Below are 18,999 nucleotides of genomic sequence, written 5' to 3'. Positions count from 1 at the left end.
GTGTCTGCGATCGTCCGGGGCGCGCAACTGGCCCGCATGCTCAACGCCTGGCAGGTCGCCGTCGGGGTGCGCGGGCCCGCCGGGAAGCGGCCCGAGTACGTGGTGCTCGCCAACGCCGTCCGCGGCCTGCTCATCGACGGCCGGCTGGCCCTGGGCGTCCGGCTGCCCGCGGAACGGGAACTGGCGGCGTCGCTGGGCATCAGCCGTACCACCGTGACCGCCGCCTACCGCGAACTGCGCGAGAGCGGGCACGTCTCCAGCCGCCGGGGCGCGGGCAGCTGGACCGAGCTGCCGGCCGGGCACCGGGTGGGCACCTCCGGGCTGTGGACCCCAAGCGACGACGCCGGGCTGATCGACCTGGGCTGCGCGGCGATGCCGGCCCCGCCGGAGCTGTCGGCGGCCGCGGCCGAGGCGGTCACCGACCTGGAGCCGTACCAGTGCGGCCCCGGCTACCAGCCCATGGGCCTGCTGGTGCTGCGGGAGGCGATCGCCCGCCGGTACACCGAGCGCGGCCTGCGCACCGACCCCGACCAGGTGATGATCACCGGCGGCGTGCAGCAGGCCCTCGACCTGCTCCTGCGCCTGCTGGTCGCGCCGGGCCAGCGCGCCCTGGTCGAGACCCCGACCTACCCGAACGCGCTGAGCGCCTTCGTGGCCCAGCGGGCCCGGATCAGCTCGTACGCGATCGGCCCGGACGGCTGGGACCCCGACCTGCTGCTGTCGACGGTCCGCGCGGCGCAGGCCCGGGTGGCGTACCTCATCCCCGAGTTCCACAACCCGACCGGCCATCTGCTGCCGGCCGCCCTGCGCGAGAAGCTGCCGCCCGCCGCCCACGCCGCCGGCACCGACCTGATCATCGACGAGTCCTTCGTCGACCTGGCCCTGGAGCCGGAGCTGGCCGAGTCGATGCCGCCCGCGGTCGCCGCGTTCGACCGCACCGCGCGGGTGCTCACGATCGGCGGCATGAGCAAGGCCTTCTGGGGCGGCCTGCGCATCGGCTGGGTCCGCGGCCCCGCGCCCCTGATCGCCCGCCTGGCCGCGGCCCGCGTCGGCGTGGACATGGCCTCGCCGGTCCTCGACCAGCTGGTTGCGACGCGCCTGCTGCAGCGCCGCGACACGATCGTCGCCGCGCGCCGCAAGCAGCTGCTCGTCCAGCGCGACACCCTGGCCGCGGCCCTGCGCGCCGAGCTGCCGGAGTGGCGCTTCGTGCTGCCCCGCGGCGGCATGGTGATCTGGGCCGAGCTCGACGCGCCGGTGTCCAGCGCCCTGGCCCGCTCGGCCGAGGAGCTTGGCGTGCGCGTCGCGCCGGGCCCGCGCTTCGGCGCGGACGGGACGATGGAGCGCTTCATGCGGCTGCCGTTCACGCTGCCGGAGTCCGACCTGGTGGAGGCGGTGCGGCGGCTCGCGGAGGCGCGCACCGACCTGGACCGCCCGCGCCGGCACTCCTGGTCGGCACAGACCGTCCTGGCCTGATCCCTGATCCGGCCGCAGACGCGTCGTGGCCCCCGGGGATGGCGGTTCCCGGGGGCCACGACACTGTGGGGTGTGAATAGAGGCTTTTAGATCTCCGCGAGCGTCCCGGCGTACATCTGGTCGATGTCGGCCGCGAAGGACTTCTCCACGACCCGGCGCTTGACCTTCAGCGAGGGGGTGAGCTCGCCGTCCTCGATGGACAGGTCCCGGCCGAGGATGCTGAACTTCTTGATCTGCTCCCAGCGGTTGAGCTTCGCGTTGAGCTCCCGCACGTAGCCGTCGACGAGATCGAAGGCCTCGCGGGACGCCGCGATCTCCGCGTACGACTTGCCGGCCAGCGCCGTGCTCTCGGCCCAGCCCTTGATCGCGTCCGGGTCGAGCGTCACCAGCATCGTCACGTAGTTGCGGGCCTGGCCCACCACGATGGCCTGGGACGTGTACGGGCAGACCGACTTGAACAGGCCCTCGATGTGGCTCGGGGCGACGTACTTGCCGCCCGAGGTCTTGATGAGGTCCTTCTTGCGGTCGGTGATGCGCAGGTAGCCGTCGTCGTCGAGCTCGCCGATGTCGCCGGTGCGGAACCAGCCGTCCTCGGTGAACGCGGCCGCGGTCTCGTCGGGCAGGTTGTGGTACCCCCGCATCACCGGCGTGCCCTTGAGCAGCACCTCGCCGTCGGAGTCGAGGCGCACCCCGAGGTCGCCGAGCACCTGCCCGACGGTGCCGATGCGCGGCTCGCTCTCCCGGTTGACGAAGGAGCCCGCGGACGTCTCGGTGAGCCCGTAGCCCTCCAGGATCGGCAGCCCGGCGGCGAAGAAGAACTCGGCGATCTCCGGGGCCAGCGGCGCCGAGCCCGAGACCATCGCGCGCATCCGGCCGCCGAGGCGGGCGCGCAGCTTGCTGAAGACCAGCTTGTCGGCGATCCCGGCCTGGAACTTGAGCAGGCCGCCCGGTGTGCGCCCGGCCAGGCGCTGCGCGGAGGCGCGCTTGCCGACCCCGACCGCCCAGGTGAAGATCTTGAGCTTGGCCCCGCCGTCGGCCTGGGCGCCGGTGACGACGCGGTTGTACACCTTCTCGAAGACGCGCGGCGCGGCGCACATGAGCGTCGGCTGGATCTTGCCGAGGTTGTCGATGAGCTTGTCCACGCGCCCGTCGACGTACGTGGGCAGCCCGACGTAGATGATCCCGCACAGCAGCGTCTTGCCGAACGAGTGCGACAGCGGCAGCCAGAGGTACTGCAGGTCGTCGGCGCTGAGCACGCCTGTGTCCTGCTGTGTCCTGCCCTGCCAGATCCAGCCCGCGTGCAGCAGCTCCACGCCCTTGGGCCGGCCCGTCGTGCCCGACGTGTAGATCAGCGTGGCGAGCCGGTCGCCGTCGATGCCGGCGACGATGCCGTCGATCAGCCCGGGGTCCGCCTCGGTCGCGGCGCGGCCGGCCGCCTCGAGGTCCGCGAGGGTCATCGTCGGTTTGGCCTCGGTACCGGTGGGAGCCCCGTCGATCAGCACGATGTGCGTGAGGCTCGGCAGCTCCGCGTCCTTGAGCTTCGCCGCCTGCTCGGGGTTCTCGGCGAAGAGCACCTTGGAACCGGAGTCCGTGACGATGTACACGGCCTCCTCGGGCTCGGTCGTGGGGTAGACGGTCGTCGTCGCCGCGCCGGCGAGCATGACGCCAAGGTCGGCGAGGATCCAGTCCAGCCGCGTGCTCGACAGCACCGCGACGCGGTCCTCGGGGCGGACCCCCAGCGTGGTCAGGCCGGCCGCGATGGCCCGGGCGCGCCCGTCGACCTCCCGCCAGGTCATCCAGATCGGGTCACCGGCGTCGTCGGGGGCGGGGCGGGCGAAGGCCTTGGCGTCGGGAGTCTCGGCCACCCGGTGCAGGAACATGTCCGGGATCGAGCGGTACGGCAGTTCCAGCCGCTGGGTCTGGGTCATGGTCGGGGCTGCCTTCCGGGGGTCCGGGAGAATACGCCTCCAGCCGTGAGCACCGTCACGTCCGTCGGTTACCAGACGGTAAACCGTCGATCCCGTTACGGGCTAGACCCGAAACCGAAACGTGAGCAAGCGGCGCAACAGTTCAAATTCCCAGTCGGGCACCGCGTAGCTTTTCGGCCAGATCGTCCGGGCCGGTGACCGACACGTCGGCCGCGGACTGGCGCCCGGTGAAGAACAGCACCAGTTCGCCGGGGGCGCCCTCAACCCGGACGGTGTGCTCCTGCTTCCCGTTGACTGTGAAGGGCGCCACGCCCGGGCCGGAGACCTCGATGCGCGCGGGGAAGCGGCGGGCCGACATCCGGGCCGAGGTCTTCACGCGGCCGGCGAGCGCCTCGGCGTACGGCGGCGGAATCTCGCGCGGGGTCCAGCCCGGCGCGGCCCGCCGGACGTCCTCGAGGTGCACGAAGAACTCGACCACGTTCATCGCCTCGTCGAACGGGCGCAGCAGCAGCGGCCCGCGCCGCACCCGGTCGACCAGCGCCGGGTAGTCGCCCGCGGCCAGCCGGTCCTGGACCTTCTTCGTGTGCCCGGCCACCGCGCCGAGCATGATGCCGGCGGCGGCGTCGGGGCGGTGCTCGCGCAGCACCAGGTGCGCGGCGAGGTCGCGGGTGGCCCAGCCCTCGCAGAGGGTGGGCGCCGCGGGGCCGGCGGCCAGCAGTGCGTCGGCGAGCGCGGCGCGCTCCGACCGGGCGAAGGCAGTCATGGGCATAACGCTAGTCCCGAAAGTGTCGTACCTCGTCGGTAAGGTTTAGCGTGCGGTCGGGTCGCTTACTGGGGGGCGTGTTGTGACTAGTGGCAAGGTGCTCGCGAAGGGCTTCCGGGTGCTCGGCCACGCGGTCCGTGACGAGCCTCACATGTTCGCGTGGTCGGTCGGCGGCAGCGTGCTGTTCAGCCTGCTGACCATCACGACGGCGTTCGTCTCCGGACGCGTGGTCGGCCAGATCGTCGTGCCGGCGTTCGGCCGGGGCAGCGTCGCCACCGGCACGCTCCTGCTGGGCGGCCTCGCCGTGCTCGCGGTGAGCCTCGGCAAGATCGTGGGCATCTTCGGCCGCCGGCTCGGCGCGGGCGCGATGCAGTTCAACCTGCAGGCGAAGTACCGCCGCGCCGTCACCCGCCGCTACCTGCGCCTGCCGCTGGCCTGGCACCAGCGCCACGCGACCGGAACGCTGCTGTCCAACGCCAACGCCGATGTGGAGTCGGCGTGGTATCCGATCGCCCCGTTCCCGTTCGCGGTCGGCACCGTCGTGATGCTCCTGGCCGCGATCGTCTCCCTCTTCCTCACCGACTGGGCCATGGCGCTGGTCGGGGTGGCCGTGTTCCCGGCGCTGCTGCTGGTCAACGTGGCGTATTCGCGCCGCATGTCGCCGCGGGTGGCCCGGGCCCAGCAGCTGCGGGCCGAGGTGAGCGCGGTCGCGCACGAGAGCTTCGACGGCGCCCTCGTCGTCAAGACCATGGGCCGGGAGGCGTCGGAGACCGAGCGCTTCGCGGCCAAGGCCGTTGAGCTGCGCGACGCCACCATCCGGGTCGGCCGGGTCCGGGCCATGTTCGACCCGGTCCTCGACGCGCTGCCCAGCGTCGGCACCCTGGCCGTGCTCGTGGTCGGCACCTACCGCTTCCGCGCCGGCGCGGTCGGGGTCGAGCAGGTCGTCAGCGTCGCGTTCCTCTTCACCGTGCTCGCGTTCCCGGTCCGGGCCATCGGCTGGGTCCTCGCCGAGCTGCCCCGCAGCGTGGTGGGCTGGGAACGCATCCGGCGCGTGCTCGACGCCGAGGGCGACACCGTCTACGGCACCGCCGGCCTGCCCGGCACCGGCCCGGCCGCCCTGCGCTTCGACAACGTCGACTTCGCCTACACCGACGAGACCGGCACCGGGCCCAACGTGCTCACCGGCGTGACATTCGACGTCCCGGCCGGGCGCACGGTCGCGCTGGTCGGCCCGACCGGCTCGGGCAAGTCGACCGTCGCCGCGCTCGCGGCCCGGCTCGTCGACCCCGCGGCCGGCACGGTGTGCCTCGACGGCGTCGACGTGCGCGACCTGAGCCAGGACGCGCTGACCGCCGGCACCGCGCTCGTCGCGCAGATCCCGTTCGTCTTCGACGACACCATTCGCGGCAACATCACGCTCGACCGCGCCGGCGTCGACGACGGGGAGGCCTGGCGCGCGCTGCGCCTGGCCCAGGCCGACGGCTTCGTCGACCACCTCGCCGACGGCCTCGATACCAAGGTCGGCGAGCGCGGCACGTCGCTGTCGGGCGGCCAGCGGCAGCGCCTGACGATCGCCCGCGCCCTCGCCGGCTCGCCGCGCCTGCTGGTGCTCGACGACGCGACGAGCGCCGTCGACCCCCGCGTCGAGGCCGCGATCCTGGCCGCCCTGCGCCGCGACGAGGGCGCGCCCGCCCCGGGGCCCGACCGGGCGGCGCAGGCCGCGTCGATCCTCGTCGTCGCCTACCGCCGCGCCACCATCGCCCTGGCCGACGAGGTGGTCTACCTGGAGCGGGGCCGGGTCGTGGCCCGCGGCACCCACGCCGAGCTGCTGGAGAGCGCGCCGGGCTACGCCGACCTGGTGACCGCGTACGAGAAGGCCGAGGAGGAGCGCGAACGCGAGCACGCCTTCGACGGCGACCGCCTGGACGACGGCCGCGACGGCCGGCTGGACAAGGAGACGCTGCCCGCATGACCACCGTCGAGAGCGCCACCGCCGCGCCCGCCCCGCGCGCCTCCGTGCTGCGCCGGGGCCTGGCCCTGTCCCCGGAGCTGTTCACCGGGCTGGCCGGCACGCTGGGCCTGGCCCTGCTGGCCACCGCCGGGCGCGTGGCCGTGCCCGTCGCCATCCAGCAGGGCATCGACAAGGGCATCAACGCTCGCGGCGGGCCCGACCTCGGCGTCGTGGCCCGCATCGTGGCGGTCACCGCGGGCGTGCTGCTCATCACGATGGTCTGCTCGTACCTCATGAACGTGCGCCTCTTCACCGTCAGCGAGACGGCCCTGGCCGGCATCCGGGCGCGCACCTTCCGCCACATCCACGACCTGTCGATGCTGCACCAGCAGTCCGAGCGGCGCGGCGCGCTCGTCTCGCGGGTCACCGGCGACGTCGACCAGATCAGCCAGTTCCTGCAGTTCGGCGGCCTGCTGTTCGTGATCAACCTGGGCCAGCTCACGGTCACCACGATCGTCATGCTCGTGTACTCCTGGCAGCTGACCCTCGTCGTCTTCGCCGCGTTCGCGCCGCTCGTGTTCGTCGTGCGCTTCTTCCAGCGTCGGCTCAGCGTGCTGTACCTCGAGGTGCGCGAGAGCGTCGGCGCGATGCTGGGCGTGATCGCGGAGAGCGTCGTCGGCGCGCCGGTCGTGCGGGCGTACGGCATCCAGGGCCGCACCGGGGAGCGCCTCGACGGCGCGATCGAGCGGGCGCGGCGCAACCAGTTCCGCGCCCAGACCAACAACGTGATCAGCATGAGCTTCGGCGAGCTGGCCGCCGGGCTCGCGCTCGGCGGCGTCATCGTCGTGGGTACCCTGCTGGGCGTGGGCGGCGGCCTCACCGTCGGCCGGCTCACCGCGTTCCTGTTCCTGGCCACGCTGTTCGTGCAGCCGGTGCAGGTCGCCACCGAGGTGCTCAATGAGGCCCAGAACGCGATCGCCGGCTGGCGTCGCGTGCTGGACATCATCGAGACCGAGCCGGACGTCGCCGACCCGGGCGAGGCCGGCCACGCCCTGCCCGACGGCCCGATCGACGTGCGCTTCGACCACGTGCACTTCGCGTACCCCGACGGCCCCGAGGTGCTCAGCGACGTCGACCTGACCGTCACCGCCCGCACGCGCGTCGCCGTGGTCGGCGAGACGGGCAGCGGCAAGACGACGTTCGCGAAGCTGCTGACCCGGCTCATGGACCCGACGACCGGCCGTGTGCTGCTCTCGGGCGTGCCGCTGGACACCGTCCGCTTCGACTCGCTGCGCAGCCGCGTCGTGATGGTGCCCCAGGACGGCTTCCTCTTCGACGCGACGATCGCCGACAACGTCCGCTTCGCCCGCCCCACCCTGACCGACACCGACCTGGCCGCGGCCTTCACCGAGCTGGGCCTGATCGACTGGCTGGAGTCCCTGCCGGACGGCCTGCAGACCCAGGTCGGCGAGCGCGGCGAGTCCCTGTCGGTGGGCGAGCGCCAGCTGGTCGCCCTGGCCCGCGCCTACGTGGCCGACCCCGACCTGCTGGTGCTCGACGAGGCGACGAGCGCCGTCGACCCGGCAACGGAGGTCCGCCTGCAGCGCACCCTGGACGCCGTAACCCGCGGCCGCACGACCATCGCGATCGCCCACCGCCTGTCGACGGCCCAGTCCGCCGACGAGGTGATCGTGGTGGACAAGGGCCGCATCGTCCAGCGCGGCCCCCACGCGTCCCTGCTGACCGACCCGACCTCGATCTACGCGCGCCTGTACGCGTCGTGGCTGGAACAAACCCGCTGACCACCCCGAAGTCCACGCTCATGTCACGACGGGACATGTATTCACGTTCGGCTCTATGTGTGGGGGTTCTCGCAGGCCGGGGATGGCCTACATTGGGCTGCATGGCAGCCGGGGGGCGCCGATTCGTGCCGGTCCAGGTGCGCATCGCGGTGACGGGATTCATGGCGGTGGGCGCGGTCATGCTGACGCTCGCGCTCGTGTCGCTCGGGGTGCTGCTCTCGGGGATGCAGGTGGATCCGGTGGCTCAGGGGGGTACCGGATATCTGGATTTTGTCCTGTTCTTCAATGCGGCGCTCTTCCTGTCGCCGCTCGCCGGGGTCCTGGTGTTTCTCGGGACGCGGGTGCGGCGGGGGGAGCACTGGGCCTGGCTGTCCAGCCTGGTGTTCTGGGGCTTCGCCGGGACTACGGCGCCGCTGCTCGCCTGGGTGCTCGGCGCGCCGGTGCCGTTGCGGCTCGTGCCGGTCGTGTGTGCGATCGCGATGGTCGGGCTGCTGGTGACGCCGCAGGCGCGGACGTTCTGCGCCGATCTCGACGACTAGCCGGGCAGGGGGTCGGCCAGGTAGCGCTGGATGGTCGGGGCCACGTTGCTCACGACCTCCTCGGGGGGCATCGAGGCCAGGGGCTCCAGCTTCAGGATGTACCGCAGGATGCCGATGCCGATCATCTGTGACGCGACCAGAGCGGCTCGCTTCGGGGCCTCGGCGGGGTCCAGGTCCAGGGCGCGCGCGGCGCGGCGCAGGATCTGGCTCACCAGGAACTCGCGCAGCATGCGGGCGGACCAGTCGTGCTGCATGGCGCTGCGTACCAGGGCCACGACCGGCGTGCCGGCCGGGGAGTCCCAGACGCCCAGGAACGCGCGGACCAGGCGCTCGCCGACGCCGTCGATGCCGGGTTCGAAGACCGGTGGCAGGAGTTCGCCGGGGTCGATCGGGGCGTTCATGGTCGCGAGGAACAGCTGGTCCTTGGCGCCGAAGTAGTGGTGCACCAGCGCCGGGTCGACGCCGGCGGTGCTCGCGATCTGCCGGATGGAAGCCCCGTCGAAGCCGCGCTCGGCGAAGGCCGTGCGGGCGGCGGCCAGGATCGCCTCGCGGGTGTCCTGGTTGCCGGGGCGTCGTCCGGTGCGAGCCATGGGCCTCTTCCTGAAGTTGTACCTGTGCGCTGCCTTCTCCCGCCGCCCAGCCTATTCGGGTGCTCCGATGGCCCGGTGCGCGCCGGCCGTCGTCTACGGTCGGCGCGCACCGGGGCCGGGGCGGTCAGGCGGTGCGGCGGCGCAGCGTGGCCGCGCCCAGGAGGAGGGCGACGATCACACAGCCGATGACGATGGCCAGGTCGCGCCACATGATGCCGGTCGGGTCCGTGTGGGTGCCCAGTTCGGTGAGGGCCTGCACGGCGTACGACATCGGGAGCACGTCGCTGATCGCCTCCATCCAGCCGGGCATGCGGTCGCGGGGCTGCAGCAGGCCGCACAGGAGCACCTGGGGCAGTACGACGGCCGGCATGAACTGGACGGCCTGGAACTCGCTGTCGGCGAAGGCGCTCACCAGCAGGCCGAGGGCCATGCCGAGCACCGAGTTGCCGACCGCGATGACGCCCACGAGCCAGGCCGGGCCGAGCGTGTCGAGGCCCAGCAGCCAGTACGCGAGGGTCGACACGATCGCCGCCTGTACCGCGGCGGCGACGGCGAAGGCCAGCCCGTACCCGAGCAGGATGTCGACCTTCCCGATCGGGGTGGTGAGGAGGCGCTCGAGGGTGCCGCTCGTGCGCTCCCGGAGCATCGCCACGCTCGTGAGCAGGAACATGATCACGAGCGGGAAGACCCCGAGCATGATCAGGCCCACCCGGTCGAACAGGAACGGGTTGTCGTCGTAGAGGTACCGCAGGAGGGTGAGCAGTACCGTCGGGACCACGATGATCAGCGCGATCGTCCGGCGGTCGTGGCGCAGCTGGCGCAGGATGCGCCCGGCGGTGCCGAAGGTCAGTCGCGGGGACACGGCTCAGCCCACCTTCTCGGTGTCGTGGGCCTGCACGAGCCTGAGGAACGCCTCGTCCAGGTCGTCGGTGCCGGCGGATTGACGTACCGCTGCCGGGGTTTGATCGGCGATCAGGTGGCCTTCGCGGATCAGGAGCAGCCGGTCGCAGCGGGCGGCCTCGTCCATCACGTGGCTGGACACCAGCAGCGTCGAGCCGGCTTGCGCGAGGGCGTGGAAGCGCTGCCAGAGCTCGTTGCGCAGGACCGGGTCCTGGCCGACGGTCGGCTCGTCGAGCACCAGCAGCTGCGGCTTGCCCACCATCGCGCAGGCCAGCGAGGCGCGGGCGCGCTGGCCGCCGGAGAGGCGGCCGACGAGCTGGTCCTTGGCGGTGGCCAGGCCCACGTCGCGGACGGCCTCGTCGGCCTCCTTGGCCCCGAGGCCGTAGAGCGAGGCGAAGTACCGGGCGTTCTCGCGGACGGTGAGGTCGGCGTACACGCTGGGGGCCTGGGTGAGGTAGCCGAGCTTGTCGCGCAACGGCCGCGACCCGGCCGGGTGGCCGAGGACGGTGACGGTGCCGCTCACGATCTTCTGTACGCCGACCACGGCGCGCATGAACGTGGTCTTCCCGCTGCCACTCGGCCCGAGCAGCCCGGTGACGCTGCCGGCGGGGACGGAGCAGGTGAAGTCGTGCAGCACCCGCCGTTTGCCGCGCGCGATGACGAGGTGTTCGACCTCGATCGCGTTCGTCATCGTGGTGTTCCTTTCTGGCGGTCCATCAGGGGATTCAGGAACTCAACGCGTGATGAACTCAACGGTAGATGAAATCTTGGCCGCGGGCAAACCCGTAAATGCGACAGGGGGCGTACCGGTTGCCCGGCACGCCCCCTGCAGTGGACCCTGAGCTACAGCGAGAGGACCCGCTCGAGGAAGTCCTTGTACTGCCGCAGCGCCACGCGCAGCGCCTCGGTGTCGGGGTGCTTCGAGGTCTTGTTCGGGTTGAGCGCGTGCTGCTGCTCCTGCAGCTTCTCGGCGAGCGTCTCGATCGCGTCGCTGACCACGGCGCTGGCGCGGGCCACGGCCTTGACCGGGTCGTCGACGAACTTCGCCTCCGCCTTCACGAGCCGCGTACGGAACTTGTCGGCCCGCTTGCGCTTCCAGAGCACGATCCGCTCTTCGACGATGTCCCCGGGCCGAAGCGGCGCGGGGGCGACGGCGGCGTACTCGAGCTCGTCGTCGTCCTCCTCGTCCTCTTCTTCTTCCTCGGCCACGACGATCAGCACGTCGTCGTCCTCGTCCGCGGTGGCCACGATGAGCACGACGTCCTCGTCCTCGTCCTCGTCTTCTTCGTCGTCGTCGGCTTCGGCTACGAGGTCGTCGCTCTCGTCCTCGTCCTCGTCGTCGTCCGCTTCGGCCGCGACTTCCTCGACGTCGTCGCTTTCGCCTTCGTCCTCGTCGGCTTCGGCGGCGGGCTCTTCGGCCTCGTCGGTGTCTTCGACGAGGAGGAGTACGACGTCGTCGGTCGCTTCTTCGTCGCTGTCGGCCTCGGCGGCGGGTTCGTCGGCCTCGTCCTCGACCACGACGAACACGACGTCCTCGGCCGCGTCCTCGTCACTGTCGGCTTCGGCGGCCTCGTCCTCAACCACTACGAGCACGACGTCCTCGGCCACGGGCTCGTCGGCCGCGTCCTCGTCCTCGTCACTGTCGGCTTCGGCGGCCTCGTCCTCAACCACTACGAGCACGACGTCCTCGGCCACGGGCTCGTCGGCCGCGTCCTCGTCCTCGTCACTGTCGGCTTCGGCGGCCTCGTCCTCAACCACTACGAGCACGACGTCCTCGGCCACGGGCTCGTCGGCCGCGTCCTCGTCCTCGTCACTGTCGGCTTCGGCGGCCTCGTCCTCAACCACTACGAGCACGACGTCCTCGGCCACGGGCTCGTCGGCCGCGTCCTCGTCCTCGTCCTCGGCCTGAGCGGCGGGCTCGTCGGCCTCGTCTTCGGCCGCGGGCTCGTCCTCGGCGTCGGTTTCGGCGGCGGGCTCGTCGGCGGCGTCCTCGTCCTCGGCGATCACGAGTACGACGGCTTCGGCCGGCTCTTCGGCGGCCTCGTCCTCGACCACGACCAGCACGACGTCCTCGGCTTCGGCGGCCGGCTCCTCGTCGGACTCGGCCGCGGGCTCGTCGGCTGCGTCCTCGTCCTCCGCGTCGGTCTCGGCGGCCGGTTCTTCGGCGGCGTCCTCGTCTTCGGCGTCGGTCTCGGCCTCGGGCTCGTCCGTGGCGTCCTCGGCTTCAGCGGCCGGCTCCTCGGTCGCCTCTTCCGCCTCGGCGTCGGCCTCGGCTGCGGGCTCCTCCGACTCCGGCTCTGCCTCAGCCTCGGCTGCAGGCTCCTCCGACTCCGACTCCGACTCCGGCTCTGCCTCGGTCTCGGCTGCGGGCTCGTCGGCCGTGTCCTCGTCCTCTGCGTCGGTTTCCGCGGCCGGTTCTTCGGCGGCGTCCTCGTCCTCGGCGTCGGCCTCGGGCTCTGCCTCGGCTGCGGGCTCCTCCGTGGCGTCCTCGTCCTCCGCGTCGGTTTCCGCGGCCGGTTCCTCGGCCGCGTCCTCGTCCTCTGCGTCGGTTTCCGCGGCCGGTTCTTCGGCGGCGTCCTCGTCCTCGGCGTCGGCCTCGGGCTCTGCCTCGGCTGCGGGCTCCTCCGTGGCGTCCTCGTCCTCCGCGTCGGTCTCCGCGGCCGGTTCCTCGGCCGCGTCCTCGTCCTCTGCGTCGGTTTCCGCGGCCGGTTCTTCGGCGGCGTCCTCGTCCTCGGCGTCGGCCTCGGGCTCTGCCTCAGCTGCGGGCTCCTCCGTGGCGTCCTCGTCCTCCGCGTCGGTTTCCGCGGCCGGTTCCTCGGCCGTGTCCTCGTCCTCCGCGTGAGCTTCGGCGGCCGGTTCCTCGGCTGCGTCCTCGTCCTCCGCGTGAGCTTCGGCGGCCGGTTCCTCGGCTGCGTCCTCGTCCTCGGCGGCGGCCTCGGCCTCGGGCTCCTCGGACTCTGCGTCGGCCTCGGGCTCCTCCGCGGTGTCCTCGTCGTCCGCGTCGGTCTCGGCGGCGGGCTCTTCGGCGGCGTTCTCGTCCTCGGTCGTTGCGTCCTCGTCGTCGGACGCCTCGGCCTCAAGGGGCCCGGCGGCGGCATCGTCCGGAGCGGAAGCGTCGGTGGCCTCCACGTCCTCCGGCGTCACCGTTGCCGGTTCGTCCTCAAGCGCGACGTCCGCCGCCTCCGCAACCGGCTCGTCGCTCTGCGCCGTCTCGGTCTCCTCGACCGCATCGCCATCGTCGACCGTCTCGCTTTCCGCGGCGGCCGTGTCGCTCTCCGCGACCGGCTCGTCGCCGTCCTCCGACTCGGCGTTCTCGTCCGCAACGGTGCCGGCCGAGTCGTCAACGTCGGCGGCCGAGTCGTCAACGGCGGCGTTCGAGTCGTCAACCTCGGCAACATCGACAGCCGAGTCGTCAACGGTCGCGGCCGAGTCCTCGACGTCGGGCGTCGAGTCGTCAACCTCGGCAACATCGACAGCCGGGTCGGCAACGGTCGCGGCCGAGTCGTCGACGTCGGGGGTCGAGTCGTCAACCTCGGCAACGTCGGCGGCCGAGTCATCAACCTCGGCAACGTCGGCGGCCGAGTCGTCAACCTCGGCAACATCGGCGGCCGCGTCGTCGACGTCGGCTACGTCGGTCGCGGTGTCGTCGTCGGTGGCGACTGAGTCGTCAACGGTTGCGGCCGTGTCTGTGGCCGCGGGAGTGTCGTCGTCCGCGACCACGTCGGCGGTGGTCGAAGAGGTGTCCGCGACGGCCTCGGCATCCGCGACCCCAGAGTCATCGGCGGCCGGCCCGACCAGGGCCGAGATGTCGTCCGGCACCGCGACCGAGATCGCCGGGTCGTCCGCGAGCGCATCCGCTTCGTCCGGGCCGGCCGACGGAGCGGACGCAACCTCAGCGGACTCGTCAGGGGCCTGGGCGTCGTCCAGGGGCTCGCGCGGCGACGGTACGACCGCCTCGGCCGAGCCGTCCGAGGACGGCGGTTGCTCGTTCGGTGGGGTGATGTTGGGGTGCATGAGGGGGTCCTCCGTCCGCCTGGTCCGAACGGGGGCAGCCACCCGGTCGGACTGCTGGTTGGCTCAGCGCTGGGGTCGCGGACGCCGGGAGGCCGTGCGGCGCCCGGAACCGACGACCGCATGGCCGGCGATGGGGTGCCCCCTTGATGACGGGTAGGGGGTGCCGTCGGCTGCGGGGAAGGGTGGGCGACCGCGCAGATCTTCCGTGCGGCGCACCTGCAAGGTACCCCTTCAACACCAGCAGCCATAGACCCCAAACCGCCGAGTCTGCACGGTGCGGGAGAATTGCTGGCGTGCCGTCGAACCTTGATCCAGAAGTCGCCGACCGTCTGTTGCGCAACGAGGCCGGGCTCGTGCCCGCGATCGTGCAGGAGTACGGCTCCGGCAAGGTGCTGATGCTCGCCTGGATGGACGACGAGGCCCTGCACCGGACGCTCACGACCGGTCGCGCGACGTACTGGTCGCGCAGCCGCAACGAGTACTGGGTCAAGGGTGAGACCTCCGGGCACCACCAGCACGTCAAGGCGGTCGCGATCGACTGCGACGGCGACACCCTGCTGGTGACCGTCGAGCAGACCGGCGCGGCGTGCCACACCGGCAACCACACGTGCTTCTACACGGAACTCGAGGTGACGGCATGACGACCGGCGCGGTGGCCCCGGACGAGGCCACCTTCCGCGAGCTCGCGCGCACCCGCCGTGTCGTGCCGGTGACGCGAAGGCTGCTGGCCGACGGCGAGACCCCGGTCGGCGTGTACCGCAAGCTCGCCGGCGGCCCCGGCACGTTCCTCCTGGAGTCGGCGGAGCAGGGGGCGGGCGCGGCCGGCGCCGTCTGGTCGCGGTACAGCTTCATCGGCGTCCGCAGCGTGGCCACCCTGGTGGAGCGGGACGGGCGCGCGCACTGGCTCGGCACGCCGCCCGCGAACGTCCCGGCCGACGGGGCCCCGACGGAGGTGCTGCGCGCGACGATCGACGCGCTGACCGCCGACGACGCCGACCTGCGCGAGCTCAACCTGCCGCCGCTGTCGGGCGGGCTGGTGGGCTTCCTGTCCTACGACGCGGTCCGCCGGTTCGAGCGCCTCCCCGAGATCGCCCTCGACGACCTCGGCCACCCCGAGCTCGGGATGATGCTCGCCACCGACCTCGTCGCGCTCGACCACTTCGAGGGCGCGGCGCTGCTCATCGCCAACGCGGTGCTGCCCGCGGCCGGGGCGGACGAGGCCGTGGTCGTCGCCGCGTACCACCAGGCGATCGGCCGGCTGGACGCGATGACCACGGCGCTGTCCCGCCCGACGCCGCCGCTGGTGTCCACTGTGGACAAGGTACGCCCGGGTGAGTTCATCAGCCGCACGCCGGCCGGGGAGTACCCGAAGGCCGTCGAGGCCGCCAAGGAGGCCATCCGGGCGGGGGAGTGCTTCCAGATCGTGGTCGCCCAGCGCTTCGAGCGCGCGACCGACGCCGACCCCCTCGATGTCTACCGGGTGCTGCGCACGACCAACCCGAGCCCTTACATGTACCTCCTGCGCTTCGACGGCTTCGACGTGGTCGGGTCCTCGCCCGAGGTACACGTGAAGGTGGATGGGCGGCGGGCGCTGCTGCATCCGATCGCGGGCACCCGGTGGCGCGGGGCGACGCCCGAGGAGGACGCGGCGCTCGCGGCCGACCTGCTCGCCGACCCCAAGGAGCGCTCCGAGCACGTCATGCTCGTCGACCTGGCCCGCAACGACCTCGGGCGGGTGTGCAAGCCCGGCACGGTGGAGGTGCCGGAGTTCATGACGGTCGAGCGGTACTCGCACGTCATGCACATCGTCTCGACCGTCGTCGGCGAGCTCGGCGACGACCGCACCGCCTTCGACACGCTCGCGGCCACGTTCCCGGCCGGTACCCTGTCCGGGGCGCCGAAGGTCCGCGCGATGGAGATCATCGAGGAGCTCGAGCCCACGCGCCGCGGCCTGTACGGGGGCGTCGTCGGGTACTTCGGCTTCGGCGGCGACATGGACACCGCGATCGCGATCCGCACCGCGCTGCTGCGCGACCGTACCGCCTATGTGCAGGCCGGCGCCGGCATCGTGGCCGACTCCGATCCGGCCGCGGAGGAGACGGAGACACGCAACAAGGCCGCCGCGGTGCTGGCCGCCATCGCGACCGCCGAGACGCTGCGGCCGGCCCGGTGAACCTGTCGGGGCGTCGGGGCCTGGCGACCACGGCGGTCGCCTGTGCCGTCGGTGCTGCGTTGGTACTGCTGGCTGCCACCCGATCCTGGCAGTCCCTCGAAACCATCCAGCCGGCCCCGCTCCCGCCGCTCAAGGTGGAGCGCACCGGCACCGAGATCGCGCCCTGGCTGCCGGCCCTGGGCATCGTCGCGCTCGCCGGCGCCGGCGCGCTGCTCGCCACCCGGGCCGCGGCCCGGCTGGCGGTCGGCATCCTGCTCGTCGTCGCCGGCGCCGGCGTGACCGTCGCGTCGCTGGTGACCCTCGACGACGACGTCCGGGTGGCCTGGCCGCTGCTGTGCGCGCTCGGCGGGCTGGTCGTGCTCGCCGCCGGCGTGGTGACCGTGCGTGTCGGGCGCTCGTGGCCGGGCATGGGGTCGCGGTACGAGGCACCGGCGCGCCGCCGGCCCGGCCAGACCGATCTGTGGGACGCCCTCGACCGGGGCGAAGATCCGACGACGGGAGATCGGCCCGAGTAGGGTTCGGCCCATGGCGAGCAGCGCTGAGGAAGTGATCGAGGTCGCCGGGCGCGAGGTGACGATCACCAATCCGGACAAGGTGTACTTCCCGAAGTCCGGCCGCACCAAGATGGACGTGGTGCGCTACTACCTGGCCGTGGCCGACGGGGCCCTGCGGGGCGCGGGCGGGCGGCCGATGGCCCTCAAGCGGTACGTCAACGGCATCGAGGGCGAGGCCTTCTTCCAGAAGCGCGCGCCCGCCAAGCGGCCCGACTGGATCGAGACGGTGGAGCTGCGGTACCCGTCGGGGCGAACCGCGGAGGAGATCGTCCTGCGCGACGCGGCCCAGCTCGCCTGGGTCGTCAACCTCGGGTGCCTGGAGCTGCACACCCACTCGGTGCTCGCCGAGGACGTCGACCACCCGGACGAGCTGCGCATCGACCTCGACCCGGTGCCGGGCGTGCCGTGGGGCCAGGTCGTCGACGTGGCGCTCATCGCCCGGGAGGTCCTCGAGGAGTACGGCCTGGCGGGCTGGCCGAAGACGTCGGGCTCCCGGGGCTTCCACATCTACGCGCGCATCGAGCCGCGGTGGACCTTCGCCGAGGTACGCCGCGCCGCCGAGGGCTTCGCCCGCGAGGTCGCGCGCCGCGCCCCCGACCTGGCGACCGGCGCGTGGTGGAAGGAGGAGAGGCAGGGCGTGTTCCTCGACTACAACCAGAACGCCAAGGACCACACCACCGCCTCCGGGTACTCCGTCCGCCCCGCCGAGGAGGCCAAGGTCTCGGCCCCGCTCAGCTGGGACGAGGTGCCCGGCTGCGACCCCGCCGCGTACACCGTGGACACCGTGCCCGGCCGCCCCGACCCGTGGGCCGGCATCGAGGACGCCCGCGGGTCGCTCGAGCCGCTGCTGGACCTCGCGTCCACGTTCAAGAAGCGAGCACCCGCGAAGAAGGGCGCCGGCCGCCGCGAGCCGACCATGCCGCTGATCGAGATCACGCGCACCGCGACGCGCGAGGAGGCGCTGGCGGACCTCGACCGCTGGAAGGAGCGCCACCCCAAGGTCTGGCCGCTGCTCGAGCCCGCCGACGTCCTGGTCGACTCGATGCGGGGGATAAATTCGGTCTGGTACCGCATCCGCGTCAACCTCATCCACGTCCCCGACGGGGAGCGTCCGGAGCAGGAGCCCCTGGAGCACGACTTCGACCCCTTCGCCAAGTGGAAGGAGATGGCCGCGCGCGGCGAGATCCCGGCCCGCTGGCGCCGCCCCGAGCCGGCCCCCGAACCCGGGGAGTCGTGACGCCGCACACCGGGGCGCCCGGTCTGAGCGGTCCCTGACGCCGCCGCGTCGGCGGCCGGCGGCGCGCCCCCGGTTGCATCAGTAGTCCTCGGTGTACGGATCCGGCTCGCCGACCCATCCCGCGAAGAGCACCAGCCCGGTGGGGCGGTCGACGGCGAGGAAGCCGAAGGGCCGGTCGAAACTGACGTACACCATGTCGTGGTTCAGGTCCGGGATGCCGGCGCCCGACGCGGCGTAGGTGGACGCGGCCGCCTTGAAGCCCAGGGCGGTGAACGACGCGGTGGCGCTCTGGGCGGCCCCCGAGACCGCGAGCGGCTCCTCGGCGAGGCCCGGGAAGTGCCCCGTGGTGTCGGTCGGGCCGGTCGCGGCGCCCAGCCCGAACACCGCAGCCGCCGCGAGCAGGTCGTGCTCGGCCCGCACGGTGAAGCGGGGCAGCGACAGCGTGCACCCGGGAAGCTCGCTCCGCTCGACCGAGACGCCCGGCCCCTCCGGCGTGAAGGCACCATCCACCAAGGGCCGGAGAGCGTCCGCCGCGGCCGGCTCCGGCACGGTCACGGCGGCGATCGCGGCCGGGAGGAGCTCGGCCGGGCCGCGGTTCTCCTCGCCCAGGAGCAGGACCACGTCGACGTTGTCGCGGCCGCGAACGGTCGCGGCGGTGATCGGGCCGGCCGCTGTCGCCAGGACGGCGAGCCCGTCGAGTGTGGGCGCGCTCCGGTACAGCCACAACCACGAACCCGTCCAAGGTCCCGTGTCGAAGTGGCCCTCGCCCTCCTCGAACGGCTCGGCCCACTCGGTCTCGATAGCCAGCGCGCCGGCCAGGACGAGGCGCGTCTCTTCGTCGATCTTGATCGGAATGGACGGGATCAGGCCGCCGGTGTGCTCGTTCGACCAGGCGTCGATCGGGGCCGGGTCGTCGGTGAGGATGCCGGCCACGAGGTCCCGGAAGCGCGGCCGCAGCCGCACATCGGCGCGCGCCCACAACCCGACGGCGGCCTTCACGTCCGGCGGCAGTACGAGCGGCGTGGGGCGCCACCGCACTCAACTCGGCGGCGGCCGGCCCGGCGGCGGCCCCGGC

General features: G+C 72.6%; 15 protein-coding genes. 8 read left to right on the top strand and 7 right to left on the bottom strand.

Features of this window, described 5'->3' with window-relative positions; all coding sequences use genetic code 11:
* Positions 1–1,473, top strand: coding sequence for a PLP-dependent aminotransferase family protein (locus ACPPVO_RS50910; RefSeq protein ID WP_426506456.1), 1,473 nt, complete (start codon positions 1–3; stop codon positions 1,471–1,473).
* An 86-nt stretch (positions 1,474–1,559) separates the two neighbouring features.
* Here the strand turns inward: ACPPVO_RS50910 and ACPPVO_RS50905 are convergent, their stop codons facing one another.
* Positions 1,560–3,401, bottom strand: a complete 1,842-nt coding sequence (locus tag ACPPVO_RS50905; protein ID WP_426506454.1) for an AMP-dependent synthetase/ligase — start codon at positions 3,399–3,401, stop codon at positions 1,560–1,562.
* Positions 3,402–3,543: 142 nt separating this feature from the next.
* On the bottom strand, positions 3,544–4,164 hold the full coding sequence (locus ACPPVO_RS50900) for a TIGR03085 family metal-binding protein (protein WP_426506453.1): 621 nt from the start codon (positions 4,162–4,164) through the stop codon (positions 3,544–3,546).
* Between the two features lie 97 nt (positions 4,165–4,261).
* Here ACPPVO_RS50900 and ACPPVO_RS50895 point away from each other — a divergent pair, with 97 nt between their 5' ends.
* The 3 genes from ACPPVO_RS50895 (at position 4,262) to ACPPVO_RS50885 (ending at position 8,456) form a co-directional block, all read left to right on the top strand.
* Positions 4,262–6,136, top strand: coding sequence for an ABC transporter ATP-binding protein (locus tag ACPPVO_RS50895; protein WP_426514847.1), 1,875 nt, complete (start codon positions 4,262–4,264; stop codon positions 6,134–6,136).
* Positions 6,133–7,917: an ABC transporter ATP-binding protein gene (locus tag ACPPVO_RS50890; RefSeq protein ID WP_426506452.1), complete on the top strand. Its 1,785-nt coding sequence runs from the start codon at positions 6,133–6,135 to the stop codon at positions 7,915–7,917. The genes ACPPVO_RS50895 and ACPPVO_RS50890 overlap by 4 nt, the downstream gene beginning before the upstream one ends.
* Positions 7,918–8,018: 101 nt before the next feature.
* Entirely contained in the window at positions 8,019–8,456 is a 438-nt protein-coding gene (locus tag ACPPVO_RS50885) for a hypothetical protein (RefSeq protein WP_426506451.1), read from the top strand.
* On the opposite strand, the gene ACPPVO_RS50880 is transcribed toward ACPPVO_RS50885, so the two are convergent.
* From ACPPVO_RS50880 to ACPPVO_RS50865, 4 genes are all read right to left on the bottom strand, one after another.
* A complete protein-coding gene (locus tag ACPPVO_RS50880) occupies positions 8,453–9,046 on the bottom strand; it encodes a TetR family transcriptional regulator (protein ID WP_426506449.1) in 594 nt (197 codons plus the stop codon). The genes ACPPVO_RS50885 and ACPPVO_RS50880 overlap by 4 nt on opposite strands.
* Before the next feature lie 124 nt (positions 9,047–9,170).
* Positions 9,171–9,908: an ABC transporter permease gene (locus ACPPVO_RS50875; RefSeq protein ID WP_426506447.1), complete on the bottom strand. Its 738-nt coding sequence runs from the start codon at positions 9,906–9,908 to the stop codon at positions 9,171–9,173.
* 3 nt (positions 9,909–9,911) lie between these two features.
* The gene (locus tag ACPPVO_RS50870; RefSeq protein ID WP_426506445.1) at positions 9,912–10,637 is read right to left on the bottom strand and encodes an ABC transporter ATP-binding protein; all 726 of its coding nucleotides are present in this window, start codon (positions 10,635–10,637) and stop codon (positions 9,912–9,914) included.
* 152 nt (positions 10,638–10,789) lie between these two features.
* Complete coding sequence (locus tag ACPPVO_RS50865; RefSeq protein ID WP_426506444.1) at positions 10,790–13,960, bottom strand: hypothetical protein; 3,171 nt, start codon at positions 13,958–13,960, stop codon at positions 10,790–10,792.
* Between the two features lie 293 nt (positions 13,961–14,253).
* Between ACPPVO_RS50865 and hisI the strand changes: the two genes are divergently transcribed.
* Genes hisI through ligD form a run of 4 tightly spaced genes read left to right on the top strand, consistent with a single transcriptional unit; the run spans position 14,254 to position 17,924 of the window.
* On the top strand, positions 14,254–14,601 hold the full coding sequence (gene hisI / locus ACPPVO_RS50860) for a phosphoribosyl-AMP cyclohydrolase (RefSeq protein WP_426506442.1): 348 nt from the start codon (positions 14,254–14,256) through the stop codon (positions 14,599–14,601).
* Positions 14,598–16,133, top strand: a complete 1,536-nt coding sequence (locus ACPPVO_RS50855) for an anthranilate synthase component I (protein WP_426506441.1) — start codon at positions 14,598–14,600, stop codon at positions 16,131–16,133. Before hisI ends, ACPPVO_RS50855 begins: the two co-directional genes overlap by 4 nt.
* A 59-nt stretch (positions 16,134–16,192) precedes the next feature.
* Positions 16,193–16,648 (top strand): Trp biosynthesis-associated membrane protein, encoded by a 456-nt coding sequence (locus ACPPVO_RS50850; RefSeq protein ID WP_426506440.1) that lies wholly within the window; start codon positions 16,193–16,195, stop codon positions 16,646–16,648.
* 10 nt (positions 16,649–16,658) lie between these two features.
* Complete coding sequence (gene ligD, locus ACPPVO_RS50845; RefSeq protein WP_426506438.1) at positions 16,659–17,924, top strand: non-homologous end-joining DNA ligase; 1,266 nt, start codon at positions 16,659–16,661, stop codon at positions 17,922–17,924.
* A gap of 78 nt (positions 17,925–18,002) precedes the next feature.
* On the opposite strand, the gene ACPPVO_RS50840 is transcribed toward ligD, so the two are convergent.
* Positions 18,003–18,962, bottom strand: a complete 960-nt coding sequence (locus ACPPVO_RS50840) for a serpin family protein (RefSeq protein ID WP_426506437.1) — start codon at positions 18,960–18,962, stop codon at positions 18,003–18,005.
* Between the last annotated feature and the right edge of the window lie 37 nt (positions 18,963–18,999).

Origin of the sequence: Dactylosporangium sp. McL0621 (genome assembly GCF_049995355.1) — a bacterium.
Classification (GTDB): Bacteria; Actinomycetota; Actinomycetes; order Mycobacteriales; family Micromonosporaceae; genus Dactylosporangium.
This window is presented reverse-complemented; position numbering and strand designations above follow the sequence as displayed.